Origin of the sequence: Halomonas maura (assembly GCF_030409305.1) — a bacterium.
Classification (GTDB): Bacteria; Pseudomonadota; Gammaproteobacteria; order Pseudomonadales; family Halomonadaceae; genus Halomonas; species Halomonas maura.
This window is the reverse complement of sequence record NZ_JAUFPQ010000023.1, coordinates 404675-419593: the sequence shown is the minus strand read 5'-3', so window position 1 is coordinate 419593 and position 14919 is coordinate 404675. Positions and strand designations below refer to the sequence as shown.

The 14919-nt window shown below is 70.2% G+C and carries 16 protein-coding genes; 2 read left to right on the top strand and 14 right to left on the bottom strand.

Going from position 1 to position 14919, the window contains the following annotated elements; all coding sequences use genetic code 11:
- Positions 1 to 41: 41 nt before the first annotated feature.
- Positions 42 to 1040 carry a porphobilinogen synthase gene (gene hemB / locus QWY76_RS16600; protein WP_435388998.1) on the bottom strand — a complete coding sequence of 333 codons (999 nt, stop codon included), beginning with the start codon at positions 1038 to 1040 and terminating at the stop codon, positions 42 to 44.
- A 214-nt stretch (positions 1041 to 1254) separates the two neighbouring features.
- Between hemB and elbB the strand changes: the two genes are divergently transcribed.
- Positions 1255 to 1917: an isoprenoid biosynthesis glyoxalase ElbB gene (gene elbB, locus QWY76_RS16595; RefSeq protein WP_290312437.1), complete on the top strand. Its 663-nt coding sequence runs from the start codon at positions 1255 to 1257 to the stop codon at positions 1915 to 1917.
- Positions 1918 to 2117: 200 nt separating this feature from the next.
- On the opposite strand, the gene tatC is transcribed toward elbB, so the two are convergent.
- From tatC to QWY76_RS16530, 13 genes are all read right to left on the bottom strand, one after another.
- Positions 2118 to 2894 (bottom strand): twin-arginine translocase subunit TatC, encoded by a 777-nt coding sequence (gene tatC / locus QWY76_RS16590; RefSeq protein WP_290312436.1) that lies wholly within the window; start codon positions 2892 to 2894, stop codon positions 2118 to 2120.
- Positions 2891 to 3313 (bottom strand): Sec-independent protein translocase protein TatB, encoded by a 423-nt coding sequence (gene tatB, locus QWY76_RS16585; RefSeq protein ID WP_290312435.1) that lies wholly within the window; start codon positions 3311 to 3313, stop codon positions 2891 to 2893. The genes tatC and tatB overlap by 4 nt, the downstream gene beginning before the upstream one ends.
- 6 nt (positions 3314 to 3319) lie before the next feature.
- Positions 3320 to 3574 carry a Sec-independent protein translocase subunit TatA gene (tatA, locus tag QWY76_RS16580; protein WP_290312434.1) on the bottom strand — a complete coding sequence of 85 codons (255 nt, stop codon included), beginning with the start codon at positions 3572 to 3574 and terminating at the stop codon, positions 3320 to 3322.
- Positions 3575 to 3627: 53 nt separating this feature from the next.
- Entirely contained in the window at positions 3628 to 3963 is a 336-nt protein-coding gene (locus QWY76_RS16575; RefSeq protein WP_290312433.1) for a phosphoribosyl-ATP diphosphatase, read from the bottom strand.
- A 27-nt stretch (positions 3964 to 3990) separates the two neighbouring features.
- The gene (gene ubiB, locus QWY76_RS16570; RefSeq protein ID WP_290312432.1) at positions 3991 to 5613 is read right to left on the bottom strand and encodes a ubiquinone biosynthesis regulatory protein kinase UbiB; all 1623 of its coding nucleotides are present in this window, start codon (positions 5611 to 5613) and stop codon (positions 3991 to 3993) included.
- A complete protein-coding gene (locus tag QWY76_RS16565; RefSeq protein ID WP_290312431.1) occupies positions 5610 to 6251 on the bottom strand; it encodes a ubiquinone biosynthesis accessory factor UbiJ in 642 nt (213 codons plus the stop codon). The genes ubiB and QWY76_RS16565 overlap by 4 nt, the downstream gene beginning before the upstream one ends.
- A gap of 7 nt (positions 6252 to 6258) precedes the next feature.
- On the bottom strand, positions 6259 to 7014 hold the full coding sequence (ubiE, locus tag QWY76_RS16560; RefSeq protein ID WP_126483983.1) for a bifunctional demethylmenaquinone methyltransferase/2-methoxy-6-polyprenyl-1,4-benzoquinol methylase UbiE: 756 nt from the start codon (positions 7012 to 7014) through the stop codon (positions 6259 to 6261).
- Between the two features lie 108 nt (positions 7015 to 7122).
- On the bottom strand, positions 7123 to 7506 hold the full coding sequence (locus tag QWY76_RS16555; protein WP_290312430.1) for a gamma-butyrobetaine hydroxylase family protein: 384 nt from the start codon (positions 7504 to 7506) through the stop codon (positions 7123 to 7125).
- 182 nt (positions 7507 to 7688) lie between these two features.
- Complete coding sequence (gene hslU / locus QWY76_RS16550) at positions 7689 to 9011, bottom strand: ATP-dependent protease ATPase subunit HslU (protein ID WP_290312429.1); 1323 nt, start codon at positions 9009 to 9011, stop codon at positions 7689 to 7691.
- 2 nt (positions 9012 to 9013) lie between these two features.
- A complete protein-coding gene (gene hslV / locus QWY76_RS16545; protein WP_126483989.1) occupies positions 9014 to 9532 on the bottom strand; it encodes an ATP-dependent protease subunit HslV in 519 nt (172 codons plus the stop codon).
- A gap of 126 nt (positions 9533 to 9658) precedes the next feature.
- Complete coding sequence (locus QWY76_RS16540) at positions 9659 to 10402, bottom strand: SPOR domain-containing protein (RefSeq protein WP_290312428.1); 744 nt, start codon at positions 10400 to 10402, stop codon at positions 9659 to 9661.
- 3 nt (positions 10403 to 10405) lie between these two features.
- Positions 10406 to 12091, bottom strand: coding sequence for an arginine--tRNA ligase (gene argS, locus QWY76_RS16535; RefSeq protein ID WP_290312427.1), 1686 nt, complete (start codon positions 12089 to 12091; stop codon positions 10406 to 10408).
- A gap of 172 nt (positions 12092 to 12263) precedes the next feature.
- The gene (locus tag QWY76_RS16530; RefSeq protein ID WP_290312426.1) at positions 12264 to 14627 is read right to left on the bottom strand and encodes a primosomal protein N'; all 2364 of its coding nucleotides are present in this window, start codon (positions 14625 to 14627) and stop codon (positions 12264 to 12266) included.
- A 20-nt stretch (positions 14628 to 14647) separates the two neighbouring features.
- Here QWY76_RS16530 and rpmE point away from each other — a divergent pair, with 20 nt between their 5' ends.
- A complete protein-coding gene (gene rpmE / locus QWY76_RS16525) occupies positions 14648 to 14860 on the top strand; it encodes a 50S ribosomal protein L31 (RefSeq protein ID WP_126483998.1) in 213 nt (70 codons plus the stop codon).
- Positions 14861 to 14919: the final 59 nt, after the last annotated feature.

Here is a 14919-nt window from a genome sequence, read left to right as displayed (position 1 = left end):
GGGGTTCCCTGTCGTGAACCGGAGGCGAACCCCTCCGGTGGTTAGTCCGCGAGCAGCCTGGCCGCCCGCTTGGCGAAATAGGTCAGGATGCCGTCGGCACCGGCGCGCTTGAAGCACGTCAGCGACTCCAGCATTACGCTGTCGGCGTCCAGCCAGCCGTTGTCGAAGGCGGCCATGTGCATGGCGTACTCGCCACTGACCTGGTAGGCGAAGGTCGGTACCCGGAGTTCCTCCTTGATGCGGCGAACCACGTCGAGGTAGGGCATGCCCGGCTTGACCATCACCATGTCGGCGCCTTCGGCGAGGTCGAGGGCCACCTCGTGGAGGGCCTCGTCGCCGTTGGCGGGGTCCATCTGGTAGGTGGACTTGTCGGCGCGTCCCAGGTTGGTCGCGGAGCCCACGGCATCGCGGAAAGGGCCGTAGTAGCGCGAGGCATACTTGGCGCTGTAGGCCATGATCCGGGTGTTGTGCAACTGCTCCTGCTCGAGTACCTGGCGGATGGCGCCGATGCGGCCGTCCATCATGTCCGAGGGCGCGACGATATCGGCGCCGGCCTCGGCGTGGGACAGCGCCTGCTTGAGCAGCGTCTCCACGGTACGGTCGTTCTGCACATAGCCGTCGTCGTCGAGGATGCCGTCCTGACCGTGGCTGGTGTAGGGGTCGAGGGCGACGTCGGTCATGATGCCGAGCTCGGGCACGGCCTCCTTGAGGGCGCGCACGCTGCGCTGGACCAGGCCCCCGGCGCAGTAGGCCTCCTCGGCCAGCTCGCTCTTCAGCGCCGGATCCACCACCGGGAACAGCGCCAGCACCGGGATGCCGAGGCCGTGGGCCTCCCTGGCCTCCTCGACGAGCAGGTCCAGCGACAGCCGCTCCACGCCCGGCATCGACGGCACCGCCTCGCGCAGCCCTTCGCCTTCGAGCACGAACACCGGCCAGATCAGGTCGGCGGCGGTCAGGGTGTGCTCGCGCATCAGGCGACGCGAGAAGTCGTCACGGCGCATGCGGCGCATGCGGGTGGCGGGATACTGGCGAGAGGTCATGAAACTCAAGGCATCTTCTCCGAAACGGGACCCGGGCCGCCAGCGCTGAGTCTGGTGGCCGGGGATGACAACATGATGACAATGCCCCGAGTATATCAGTGTGGCAGGGCGCCGAAACACGCGCCTTGTCGCACCCCGAGCGACTCTCTAAAGTGGTGGCTTCACGGTTACCGGCCCTGTCGCCTATCGGCAGGATGCGTTCGAGGAGAAGGACATGAGCAAACAGGTGGCGGTCATTCTGTCGGGGTGCGGCGTGCAGGATGGCTCGGAGATCTACGAGACGACCCTGACCCTGCTGCGGCTCGACCAGTTGGGTATCGGCTACCGCTGTTTCGCGCCGGACATCGACCAGCACCACGTCATCGACCATCGCCACGGCGAGGTGGCCGACGGCGAGCGGCGCAACGTGCTGGTCGAATCGGCACGCCTGGCGCGGGGCGAGATCGAGCCGCTGACCGACCTCGATGCCGACGCCTTCGATGCGGTGATCCTGCCGGGGGGGTTCGGTGCGGCCAAGAACCTCTCCAACTTTGCCGAGGCCGGCGCCGACATGGTGATCCAGGGCGACCTGGTGGAGGCCCTGGCCGCCTTCCATGAGGATCGCAAGCCGATCGGTCTGATGTGCATCGCGCCGGTGATGGTGCCGCGCCTGCTGGGGCCGGGCATCGCCGTGACCATCGGCCATGACCCGGGCGTGGCCGGGGCGATCAGCAGCATGGGCGGCCTGCACCGCAGCTGCAGCGTGGGGGACATCGTGGTCGACTTCGAGAACCGTGTGGTCACCACCCCGGCCTATATGCTGGCGACCCGCATCGGCGAGGCGGCCACCGGCATCTTCAAGCTGGTCGATCGCCTCGACGAGCTGATGGACCTCTGACCCGGCGGACCGGCGCTCCGGCTGCGCCGGGTCAGTCGCTGGAAGCGCGGCGCTTCGCACCTGGCAGCCTGAAGCTGGAAGAACAGCGCCTCCCTGGCCTTGCCGGGGAGGCGCTGTGCATTAGCTTGCCGTCGAGCGTCGAGCGTCGAGCGTCGAGCGTCGAGCGTCGAGCGTCGAGCGTCGAGCGTCGAGCTTGCGGCTTATTCCTCGTCCTGCTCGGCGGCATCCTTGTCGCGCTTGCGGCGGACCAGGCGGCCGAACAGCAGGCCGACCTCGTAGAGCAGGTACATGGGCACCGCCAGCAGGCTCTGGGAGATCACGTCCGGCGGGGTCAGCAGCATGCCGACCACGAAGCAGCCGAGGATGATGTAGGGGCGCTTCTTCGACAGGCTCTCCACCGTGGTCGCCCCGCTGAGGATCAGCAGGAAGGTGGCGATGGGGATCTCGAAGGCCACCCCGAAGGCGAAGAACAGCTTGAGGACGAAGTTCAGGTAGGCGTTGATGTCGGTCATCACCGCGACGTTCTCCGGCCCGGTCTGGGTGAAGAACTGGAACAGCAGCGGGAAGACCACGTAGTAGGCGAAGGCCGCGCCGGCGTAGAAGAGCAGTATGCTGGAGGCGAGGATCGGCAGCGCCAGGGCCTTCTCGTTGTCGTAGAGCCCCGGGGCCACGAAGGCCCAGGCCTGATGGAGCACGTAGGGCACGGCGATGAACACCGCCACCACCAGGGTCAGCTTGAAGGGCGCCAGGAAGGGCGAGGCGACCTCGGTGGCGATCATCTGGGAGCCTTCCGGCAGCAACGCCATCAGCGGCTCGGCGACGAAGCCGTAGATGTCGTTGGCGAAGGCGTAGAGCCCGAGGAAGATCACCAGGATCGCCACCACGGCCCGCATCAGCCGCGAGCGCAGCTCGATCAGGTGCTCGATCAGCGGGGCCTGGGCCTGCCCGGGGTCCGGGGAGTCGTCGGAGTGGCTCATCGCGCGGCGGAGTCCTTGTGGGCGTCGGCGTCTGGCGCCTCGGCGGCCGTCTCGCGGGCCCTGGCCAGGGCATCGTCGAGGCGCTGCTCGGGCGGCGGGGAGGACGCTGCCGGCGCCTCGGCGTCACCGCGGGAGGCCGCGCCGGCATCCTTCGGTGGCGTGTCGGCGAGACCCTCCACGTCACGCTTGACCCGGTGGAGGCCCTCGTCGAGCTTCTTCTGCTGCTCGTCGAGCTTCTGGCGCAGTTCCTCGGCCTCGAGCTGGGCGCTGATCTCGCGCTGCATGCCGGAGACCGTGCGCTTGATCTTGCCGATCCACAGGCCCAGGGTCCGGGCGGCCCTGGGCAGGCGCTCGGGGCCCAGCACCAGCAGGCCCACCACGCCGATGATCAACAGTTCGAGAAAGCCGATGTCGAACATGGCGGCTTACTTGCGCTCTTCCTGTTCCTCGGGCTTCCGCTCGGCCTTGACGTCGTAGGTCTGGCCCTCGTCGTCGTGGCGCACCTGGGCCTGAGGCTTGTCGGCATCCTCGGCCTTGTCCTCGTCGTGCATGGCCTTCTTGAAGCCCTTCACGGCGCCGCCCAGGTCGCCGCCGACGTTGCGCAGTTTCTTGGTGCCGAAGATCAGGATGATGATGCCGAGCACGATCAGCAGCTGCCAGATACTGATACCACCTAACATAGCGACTTCCTCTGGTTCGGGTCCCGGGGCGCGCCCGGAATGGTCGATGCGGTCTAGCGTTGCCTCGCGGCCTTCTCGTCGTGGCCGGAGAGGCCGAAGCGACGCGCGAGTTCGTCGAGCACCTGATGGTGGTCGAGCCCCAGGTGAGAGAGCATCACCAGGCTATGAAACCACAGGTCGGCCGTTTCGGCGATCACTGCCTGGCGCTGCTCCGCGTTACCGTCCTCGGCATCCTTGGCCGCCAGCAGGGTTTCGGTCGCTTCCTCGCCGACCTTCTCGAGTATCTTGTTCAAGCCCTTGTCATGCAAGCTGGCCACGTAGGAGTCCTGAGGGGCCGCCTGGCGGCGCTGTTCGAGCACGTCATGCAGGCGGTCGAGAATATCGCTCATGGGAGAAGGTTCCATTACAGGGGATCGTCAGTTCCACGCCAGCAGCAGGCCACCCAGCGCCGCGGCGACGAGCACCGGCCAGGGTTGGCCGCCTGCCCATTCGACCAGCGGTTGCCAGGCGAGTGCCACCGCCACCATCAGCACGCCCAGGCGCAGCCGGCGCTGACGCCGGCCATGGCCCTCGAGGCGCCGCTGGATGGCGCCGATGGCCTCGCTCTGGCGACGCTGCTGGTGGTGGCCATGCTCGCTGCGGGCCAGGGCCTGGTGGGCCAGCACCGGCAGCTCCGGGAGCTGGCGGGAGAGCTCCGGCGCCTGGCGCTTGAGGGAGTCCCAGAAGCCGCGGGGGCCGGCGCGCTCCTTCATCCACTGTTCCAGGTAGGGCTTGGCGGTGGCCCACAGGTCCAGGTCCGGATACAGCTGGCGCCCCAGGCCCTCGATATTGAGCAGGGTCTTCTGCAACAGCACCAGCTGCGGCTGGACCTCCATATTGAAGCGTCGCGCGGTCTGGAACAGGCCCAGCAGCACCTGGCCGAAGGAGATGTCCTTGAGGGGTTTCTCGAGGATCGGCTCGCAGACGGTGCGTACCGCCGCGGCGAACTCGTTGGCCCGGGTGTCCTCGCCGACCCAGCCCGACTCGATGTGCAGCGCCGCCACCTCGTAGTAGTCCTGGTGGAAGAAGGCCAGCAGGTTGCGGGCCAGGTAGTCCTGGTCCTCGCGGGTCAGGCTGCCGACGATGCCGCAGTCGATGGCGATGTACTGGGGGTTCCAGGGCGTCTCCCGGGAGACGAAGATGTTGCCCGGGTGCATGTCGGCATGGAAGAAGTTGTCGCGGAAGACCTGGGTGAAGAAGATCTCCACGCCGCGCTCGGCGAGCGTCTTGAGGTCGGTGCCCTGGGCCGCCAGGGCCGCGGTGTCGGCCACCGGCACGCCGTGGATGCGCTCCTGGACCATCACCCGCCGACGGGTCAGCTCCCAGTGGATGCCCGGCACGAACAGCAGCGGCGAGCCCTTGAAGTTGCGCTTGAGCTGGGAGGTGTTGGCGGCCTCCTTGGTCAGGTCGAGTTCGTCGAACAGCGTCGACTCGTAGTCGCGCACCACTTCCACGGGACGCAGCCGGCGGGCCTCGGGAATGCGTGCCAGCAGGGCGGCGACCCGGTACATCAGCGCCATGTCCTGGCGCATCACCCGGTCGATGCCCGGGCGGATGATCTTGACCACCACCTCTTCGCCCCCGTGCAGGCGGGCGGCATGCACCTGGGCCACCGAGGCCGAGGCCAGCGGCTCGGGCGCGAAGTCGGCGAAGGCCTCGCTCAGCGGCATGCCGAGCTCCTCCTCGACCAGGGCGCGGGCCTGGCGACCGGGGAAGGGCGGAACCTGGTCCTGCAGGCGCTTGAGCTCGTCGGCGATGTCCTCGGGGAAGAGGTCGCGGCGGGTCGACAGCACCTGGCCGAACTTGACGAAGATCGGCCCCAGGGTCTCCAGGGCCAGGCGCAGGCGCTCGCCCCGGGGGCGGGGCCCGATGGGCACCAGCCGCAGTGGCGATAGGGTCAGCGCCAGGCGCAGCCACCAGGGCAGGCGCTCCATGGGCAGCAGGGTGTCGAGCCGGTAGCGGGTGATCACCCAGCCGATGCGCAGGAGGCGCGGGATCATGCGCGGCCCTCCTGGCCCGTCAGTCGCCGGCGCAGGCGCTCGAGGCGGGCCTCGAGGCGGTCGGTGGCGATCTCCAGCTCGGTGAGGTGATCGCGCAGGATCTCGAGCTGGTGACGGCCCGGCAGCAGCCGGGCCTCCTCGAAGACATACTCCGAGACGTCGGCACACAGCTCCTGGCGGGTACGCAGGCCCCAGCGGCCCAGGCTGCGCACGCCCTCGGCCAGGCTGTGGGCGGGGATGTCGCCGAGCCAGCGGGCGAGCTCGCCCTCCCAGTCCAGGTCCAGGTCCAGCAGCAGGTCCCGGGTGGCCTCCAGCAGGGGGATGCGGCCCCGCACCGCCAGCTTGCCCTGGAACATCAGCCGCTCCACCGGGGCGCCGCCGAGCAGCTCGCCGAGGGTCTCGGCATCGACTTCGACGACCGCGTCGTAGGCCTCCTCCGGGGCCTCGTCCTGGCGCAGCAGGTCCAGGCCCTGGTCATGGAAGTGCACGGCCAGCGCCAGCGGCGGGTGCTCGAGGCGCAGCAGCAGGCGCTGGCCCGCCAGGCGGGCGAGGCGCGCGGGGGCAGCGGGGTCGCGGGCGAGCAGGGCGTTGAGGCTGCGTTCGAGGCCGCCCAGCAGCAGGGTCGGTGTCAGCGCCATCACGACCTCACAGCTTGATGCCGCGGTGCAGGGCGACGACGCCCCCGGTGAGATTGGTGTACTCGACGCGCTCCAGGCCGGCGGCTTCCATCATGCCCTTGAGGGTCTCCTGGTCGGGATGCATGCGGATCGATTCGGCGAGATAGCGATAGCTGTCGGCGTCCCCGGCGACCAGCTCGCCCATGCGCGGCAACAGGCGGAAGGAGTACTCGTCATAGGCGCGGGTCAGCAGCGGGTTGCCGGGCTTGGAGAACTCCAGCACCAGCAGGCGGCCGCCGGGCTTGAGCACCCGGGCCATGGAGCGCAGGGCGGCGTCCTTGTCGGTGACGTTGCGCAGGCCGAAGGCGATGGTGATGCAGTCGAAGGTGTTGTCGGGAAACGGCAGGGTCTCGGCATTGGCCTGGACGTACTCGACGTTGCCGCCGACGCCCCGGTCGAGGAGCTTGTCGCGGCCGACCCGCAGCATGGACTCGTTGATGTCGGCGAGCACCACGCGGCCTCGGGGCCCGACCAGCCGCGAGAACTTCCACGTCAGGTCGCCGGTGCCGCCGGCGATGTCGAGCACGCTGTGGCCCGGGCGCACCCCGGCGCGCTCGATGGTCAGGCGCTTCCACAGGCGGTGGATGCCGAACGACATCAGGTCGTTCATCACGTCATAGCGGGACGCCACGGAGTGGAAGACATGGGCCACGCGGGAGGCCTTCTCCTCGACCGGGACTTCCTGGTAGCCGAAGTGGGTGGTGCGCTTGTCGCTGGGGGTCATGCGGGGGAGGCTCCCGAGTCAGCTGCACATGGAGAGGCGAGGCCCGGCGGCCCCGCGCGATGGGGCGCATTGTAGCGCCCCCCGGGGGGGCTTGTCTTGACGGCGCCCCTACAGCTGTTTGATCTCGATGCCCAGCGGCTCCCGCGAGGCACCGGCCTCCTCGAGACGCCTCAGGTAGTCGGCCCAGTTGGCCTCCCGGTCGCGGATCAGCGCATGGAGGTAGTCCCAGCTGTAGAGGCCGCTGTCATGGCCGTCGTCGAAGTGCAGCTTGAGCGCGTAGCGGCCGGCCTGGGTGATATTGGCCAGGCCGACGTGCTTCTTGCCGACCTGCAGGGTGGCGGAATCCGGGCCGTGGCCGCGGACCTCGGCGGAGGGCGAGAAGACACGCAGGTATTCCACCGAGAGGCGGTGGCTCTCGCCGCCCGCGTAGGTCAGCTCCAGTTCGCGGTCCTGCTTGTGGTAGTGCACCTTGGTGGGGATGGGGGCAGTCATGAGTCCCTCCGGTAGCGGGCGTCGCCCGCCGCGTTAAGCTGTCAGCGTCAAGCCGTGAGCGGCCGTCGGTCGGCCTCTGTTCGCAAGGCCTTGGCGTGGCGCAGTTCCGTCGTCATGATCCTGCGAGGACTGCGCCATCTAGGGGATGCTTACAGCCTATCGCTTGAAGCTCGCGGCTGGGTTTACAGGATATACCGCGACAGGTCCTCGTCCATCGCCAGCTCGCCGAGCTGGGAGTCGACGTAGGCGGCATCGATGGTCAGCGGGCTGCCGATGTCGGAGCCCTTGAAGGAGGCCTCCTCCAGCAGTCGCTCCATCACCGTGTGCAGGCGGCGAGCGCCGATGTTCTCGGTGCCCTCGTTGACCTTCCAGGCGATCTCGGCGATGCGCTCGATGCCGTCCGCGCTGAACATGACCTCGAGGCCCTCGGTGGCGAGCAGCGCCTCGTACTGGCGGGTCAGCGCCGCGGAGGGCTCGGTGAGGATGCGCTTGAAGTCGTCCGGCGTCAGGGCATCGAGCTCGACGCGGATCGGCAGCCGGCCCTGCAGCTCGGGGATCAGGTCCGAGGGACGCGACAGGTGGAAGGCGCCGGAGGCGATGAACAGGATATGGTCGGTCTTCACCATTCCGTACTTGGTGGAGACGCTGGAGCCCTCGATCAGCGGCAGCAGGTCGCGCTGCACGCCCTCCCGGGAGACCTCGCCGCCGCTGGACTGGCCGCTGCCCTTGGCGACCTTGTCGATCTCGTCGAGGAAGACGATGCCGTTCTGCTCCACGGCCTCGATGGCCCGCTGCTTGATGTCGTCCTCGTTGACCAGCTTGGCGGCCTCCTCGTCGCGCAGCAGGGCGAAGGCGTCGCGCACCGCCACGCGGCGAGTCTCGGTCTTCTGCTTGCCCATGCTGGAGAACAGGCTCTGCAGCTGGTTGGTCATCTCCTCCATGCCCGGCGGGGTCATGAGGTCGATGCCCTGGCCCTGCTGGGTCACCTCGACGTCGATCTCCTTGTCGTCGAGGTCGCCCTCGCGGAGCTTCTTGCGGAAGGTCTGGCGGGTCGAGCTCTCGGCGCGGGGCTGGTCCTCCTGGCCGCGGGGCGGCGGCAGCAGGGCATCGAGGATGCGGTCCTCGGCGGCGTCCTCGGCGCGATGGCGCACCTCGTCCTTGGCCTGCTCGCGGACCAGCTTGATGGCGGCCTCGGTGAGGTCGCGGACGATGGATTCCACGTCGCGGCCCACGTAGCCCACCTCGGTGAACTTGGTGGCCTCGACCTTGATGAAGGGCGCGCCGGCCAGCTTGGCCAGGCGGCGGGCGATCTCGGTCTTGCCCACGCCGGTGGGGCCGATCATCAGGATGTTCTTGGGGGTGACTTCCTGGCGCAGTTCGCCGTCGAGCTGCATGCGCCGCCAGCGGTTGCGCAGGGCGATGGCCACGGCGCGCTTGGCGTCCTGCTGGCCGATGATGTACTGGTCCAGGGCGTGGACGATCTCGCGGGGGGTCATCCGGGTCATGGTCAGAGCTCTTCCAGCGTGACGTTGTGGTTGGTGAACACGCAGATGTCGGCGGCGATCTCCAGCGACTTCTCGGTGATCTCGCGGGCCGGCAGCTCGGTGTTCTCGAGCAGCGCGCGGGCGGCGGCCTGGGCGAAGTTGCCGCCGGAGCCGATGGCGATGATGCCGCGCTCGGGTTCCACCACGTCGCCGTTGCCGGTGATGATCAGCGAGGCGTGCTTGTCGGCCACGGCGAGCAGCGCCTCCAGGCGGCGCAGGGCGCGGTCGGTGCGCCAGTCCTTGGCCAGCTCCACGGCGGCCTTGGTGAGGTTGCCCTGGTGCTTCTCGAGCTGGGCCTCGAAACGCTCGAAGAGCGTGAAGGCATCGGCGGTGCCGCCGGCGAAGCCGGCCAGTACCTGGCCGCGGTAGAGGCGACGCACCTTGCTGGCGTTGCCCTTCATCACGGTGTTGCCCAGCGAGACCTGGCCGTCGCCGGCCAGGGCCACCTGGTCGCCGCGACGCACGGAAACGATCGTGGTCATGGAGGGGACTCCTTATGGGAGCGAGGGGCTCCCGATGACTGGCGGCGCCGCGGGTGGCCCGGGCGCCGTGGATGAGCTTCAGGGGAAGTGTGGGCGCCCGGGCGGGAATTCAACCGTGGCGGGGCGTCATTGCAGCTGGATCATCAGCGGCTCGATGCCCTGGGTGACCATCAGGTCCTGGGCGCGGCTGAGCTCGCGGCGGTCGCTGTAGGGGCCCACCTGGACCCGGTGCCAGGTAGCCCCGTCGCCGGTCTGGACCTCGCTGATCTTGGCCAGCAGGCCGAAGTCCTGGAGGCGGCCGGCCAGGCGGCGGGCGTCCTCGGAGGCCCGGAAGGACGCCGCCTGCAGCACGTAGCGCTTGCCGTCCCCATCCCCGTCCTCGGCGGTCGCGGCCGGCTCTCGGCTGCGCGCCTCGACGGGGGCGCTGTTGGCGGCGATCACCTGGGCGATGGGATCGTCCACCGCAACCGCCGGCTGGGCCTTCTCCTCGTCGGCCGCGGGGGGCTTCGGCGGCGGGGTGGCGGTGGAGGTCGGCACCTGGCCGCCCGGGGCGATCACCTCGGATTCGGGCAGCAGGGTGTAGAACTCGAAGGTCGGCATGCGCGGCTCGCCTGGCGTCGGCGCGCTCCCGCCGCCGCTCGACCCGTCGGACGAGGGCGCGGGCTTGGGCACCACCGTGGCCAGCGGCGTGACCGGCCCGTCCTGCCAGGGCGCCGTGCCGTGCTGGTGCTGGGAGATCAGGAAGCCGGCGACCAGGCCGGCGAGCCCCCAGAGCCAGCCCGGCAGCCCGTGCCGCTGGGGCTTGGCCGGGCGCCGCTTGCTGTTGGTGGCGCCGCGCTTGCGGTTGGCGGGCGGCTTGCGGCTGGCCATGGCTTACATCTCCTCGGGGGCGCCGACACCCATCAGGTCCAGGCCGTTGCGCAGCACCTGGCGGGTGGCCAGGCCCAGCGCCAGGCGGGCGTTGCGCCGGGCGTCGTCCTCGACCATCACCTTCACCGCGTTGTAGCAGGTGTGGAACTCGGCGGCGAGGTCGAGCAGGTACTGGGCGATCTGCTGGGGTTCCCGGGCGGCGGCGGCATGCTCGACCACCTCGGGGTAGCGCGCCAGGCGGTTGAGCAGGGTCTTCTCCTGGTCGGCGTCGAGCAGCGCCAGGCTCTCCATGGCCAGGGCGTGGTCGAAGGGCTGGCCCTCGGCCTCGGCCTTGCGCAGCATGCTGCAGACCCGGGCGTGGGCGTACTGGACGTAGTAGACCGGGTTGTCGTTGGACTGGGAGCGGGCCAGGTCGATGTCGAAGGTCAGCTGCGAGTCGGCGCGGCGGGCGGCGAGGAAGAAACGGGTGGCATCGCGGCCCACCTCGTCGATCAGGTCGCGCACCGTGACGTAGCTACCGGCCCGCTTGGAGAGCTTCACCTCCACCCCGGAGCGGGTGACCATCACCATCTGGTGCAGCACGTAGTCCGGCCAGCCCTCGGGAATGCCGGCCTCCAGGGCCTGCAGCCCGGCACGCACCCGGGTCACCGTGGAGTGGTGGTCGGCGCCCTGCTCGTTGATCACGGTGGTGAAGCCGCGCTGCCACTTGTCGAGGTGGTAGGCGACGTCGGGCAGGAAGTAGGTGTAGTCGCCGTCGGACTTGCGCATCACCCGGTCCTTGTCGTCACCGAAGTCGGTGGTACGCAGCCAGGTGGCGCCCTCGCGCTCGTAGGTATGGCCCTTCTCGGTCAGGCGGGCCGCGGTGGCCGCCACCTTGCCGTCGCGATACAGCGAGGACTCCAGGGAATAGACGTCGAACGCCACGCCGAAGGCGCGCAGGTCGAGGTCCTGCTCGCGGCGCAGGTAGGCCACGGCGAAGTCGCGGATGGCGTCCAGGTCGTCGGGGTCGCCCTCGGCGGTGACGTGGCGGTCGTCGGCATGCACCGTCTCCCGGGCCAGGTAGGCATTGGCCACGTCGATGATGTAGCCGCCGCGGTAGCCGTCGGCGGGCCAGCCGGCATCCTCGGGATCGATGCCCTTGGCCCGGGCCTGCACCGAGAGGGCCAGGTTGCTGATCTGGGCGCCGGCGTCGTTGTAGTAGAACTCGCGGGTGACGTCGTGGCCGGTCGCCTCCAGCAGGCGGCACAGGCAGTCGCCGATGGCCGCCCCGCGGCCGTGGCCGACGTGCAGCGGGCCGGTGGGGTTGGCGGAGACGAACTCCACCTGCACCTTGCGGCCCTGGCCGGTGAGGCTGCGGCCGAAGGCATCGCCGGCCTCCAGCACCTGGCGCACGACCTGGGCGGCGGCATCGGTGGCGGCGAAGAAGTTGACGAAGCCGGGGCCGGCGATCTCGACCTTCTGGACGGCGTCGCTTTCCGGCAGGGCCGCGATCAGGGCCTCGGCCAGCTCGCGGGGTGTCTTGCCGGCGGGCTTGGCGAGCGCGAGCGCCAGGTTGGTGGCGTAGTCGCCGTGGGCCTTGTCGCGGGAAGGGTCGACCTTGATGGTCGGGGCGAGCTCGGGAGGCAGCACGCCCTGGCGCTTGAGTTCGTCCAGGGCGCCCTCCAGCAGGGCGATGATGGTGTCTTTCATGGGGAATCTGATGTCCTGTGGCGCGGGCGTGTCTTTCGCCCGTCGGCGGGCACTTGGCCGCACATTATCGACAATTGCGCGCGGGCTTTAAACCCCGGCCCGACGTCGTCGGGAGCGCGAAGTTCTCCGCTTCGCGGACATCGGCCTGAAGCGGGAAGCAACCATCCCGCCTTTAGCTAAGGGTTTGCGGATCGATATCCAGTGACCAGCGCACCCGGCGTGCCGCCGGTTCGGCCTCCAGCCAGGCGGCGAGCCAGGCGCCCGCCTCGTGGAGCCGGCTGCGCTTGTCGGCGCCGAGCATGACCTGCAGGTGATAGCGGTTCTGGCGGCGTTCCATGGGCGCCGGCACCGGGCCCAGGCAGTCCACCGCCAGCCCGCGCTCGGCGAGGTACTCGCGCAAGGCGCCGGCGGCCCGGCCGCCGAGCTCGCTTGCCGCCTGCTCCCGGGGGCTCTCCAGGCGCAGCAGGGCCAGGTGACGGAAGGGAGGCAGGGCCGCGGCGCGGCGCTCCTCCAGCAGCCGCTCGGCCAGCGCATCATAGCCGCGGGCCGCCAGCAGGCGCAGGTTGGGATCGTCGGCATGCAGGGTCTGCACCAGCACCCGGCCGGGATGGGCGGCGCGACCGGCGCGGCCGGCCACCTGCTCGAGCAGCTGGGCGCTGTGCTCCAGGGCGCGGAAGTCGCTCGAGTAGAGGCCGGCATCGGCGTTGACCACCACCACCAGGGTGACGTGAGGCAGGTGGTGGCCCTTGGCCAGCATCTGGGTGCCCACCAGCAGGCAGGGCGCGCCGCGCCGCACCTCGGTCAGGGTCTGCTCCAGGGCGTCGCGGCGCCGGGTGCTGTCGCGGTCGATGCGATGGACGGGCGTCTCGGGGAAGCGCTCGGCCAGCGTCTCCTCGGTGCGCTCGGTGCCGCTGCCCAGGGGGCGCAGGTCGGCGCTGCCGCAGTCGGGGCAGGCGTCGGGCAGGGCCCGGCGACGATCGCAGTGGTGGCAGGCGAGCAGCGGCGGCTGGCGGTGCAGGGTCATGCGCGCGTCGCAGTGATCGCACTCGGCCATCCAGCCGCAGGCATGGCAGGCCAGGGTCGGGGCGAAGCCGCGACGGTTGATGAACACCAGCACCTGGTGGCCGGCGGCCAGCGTCGCCTCGATGGCCTCCATGACCGGCGGGATCAGCCCGCCCCGGCGCGGGCGGCCGCGCAGGTCGACCAGCTCCAGGCGCGCCGGGGGGTGGCGGCTGGCGCGCTGGGTCAGCCGCAGGTGGCGGTAGTCGCCGGCCAGGGCCCGCTGCAGGGTCTCCAGCGACGGCGTGGCACTGCCCAGCACCAGCGGGATGCCGTGACGGTGGGCGCGGGCCACCGCCAGGTCCCGGGCGTGGTAGCGCAACCCTTCCTGCTGCTTGAAGGAGCCGTCGTGCTCCTCGTCGACGATGATCGCCCCGGGGCGGGCCAGCGGCGTGAAGATCGCCGAGCGGGTGCCGATGACGATGGGCGCGCGGCCGCTGGCGGCGGCCTCCCAGGCATCCAGGCGCTCGTGGTCGGTGAGCCCGGAGTGCAGCGCGACCACCGGTACCCGGAAGCGGCTGCGAAAGCGCGCCAGGGTCTGGGGGGTGAGGCCGATCTCCGGCACCAGTACCAGGGCCTGGTGGCCCCGCCCCACCACGGCCTCGATCAGCTGCAGGTAGACCTCGGTCTTGCCGCTGCCGGTGACCCCGTGCAGCAGGCAGGGGTGGAAGCCGTCGAGGCGCTCGTGCAGCACGGCCAGGGCGGCGGCCTGCTCGCGCTGGAGCGGCAGAACCGGCTCGGCCAGCAGCGGCCCCGCCTGGCCGGTCGGCGTGGCGGTGCGTGGCTCCTCGAGCCGCTCGACCAGCCCCTTGTCGACCAGCGCCTTGAGCTGGTCGCGGCTGAACGACTGGGCGAGCACGGCCTGGGTGACCAGGCCGTGGGGATGCTGGCGGAGCATGGCCAGCAGCTCGGCCTGGCGCGGGGCCCGGGCCAGGCCGGGGGACTCCCGGGTGGCGGAGGGCGTCGCCCGCCAGCGCTCCCGGGTGCGGGCCTCGAGGCTCCGTCCCTGGCGCAGCAGGGCAGGCATCGCCTGGTGCAGGGTGTCCCCGGCGGCGTGCTGGTAGTAGCGGGCGGTGAAGCGGCACAGCCATAGCCAGTCGTCCGGCAGGGGGGCATCATCCAGGCAGGCGTCGACGGGCTTGAGGGTCTCCAGGGGCAGGGCGCTGGCGTCCCGGCACTCGAGGATCACCCCGACCACCTGGCGCCGACCGAACGTCACCCGGACCCGCAGGCCCGGCTGCCAGCCACCGGCCGGCGTCTCGCCGCCGGGGCGGTAATCGAACAGGCGGCGCAGTGGCGAGGGGATGGCGACGCCCAGCACGCGAGGGGCGGGCCGGGTGGATGATTCGGACAATTGGCCTCCGGGGGCGGCTCTGCTAGAATGCGTCGCCCCGCACCCTCCAGGGGGCGCGGGTGACCGGTTCGAACGTTCCGACAACCCGTATGCGGTGCCTGGCAGCAGATCAGGTGGCGGCATACCGCTCAACGAGGCTCAAGATGAAACAAGGTATCCATCCGGATTACAAGACGGTCAGCGCGACCTGCTCCTGCGGCGCCACCTTCGAAGTGGGCTCCACCGCCGGCCAGGACCTGTCCCTGGACGTCTGCTCGCAGTGCCACCCCTTCTATACCGGCAAGCAGAAGCAGGCGACCACCGGTGGCCGCGTCGAGCGCTTCAACAAGCGTTTCGGTGCCGCGCTCAAGCGCTGATGCGTCCCTCGGCGCCGCGCCGCCGAGAGCGTCGACATCGCTAAAGAAACCCGCCTTCC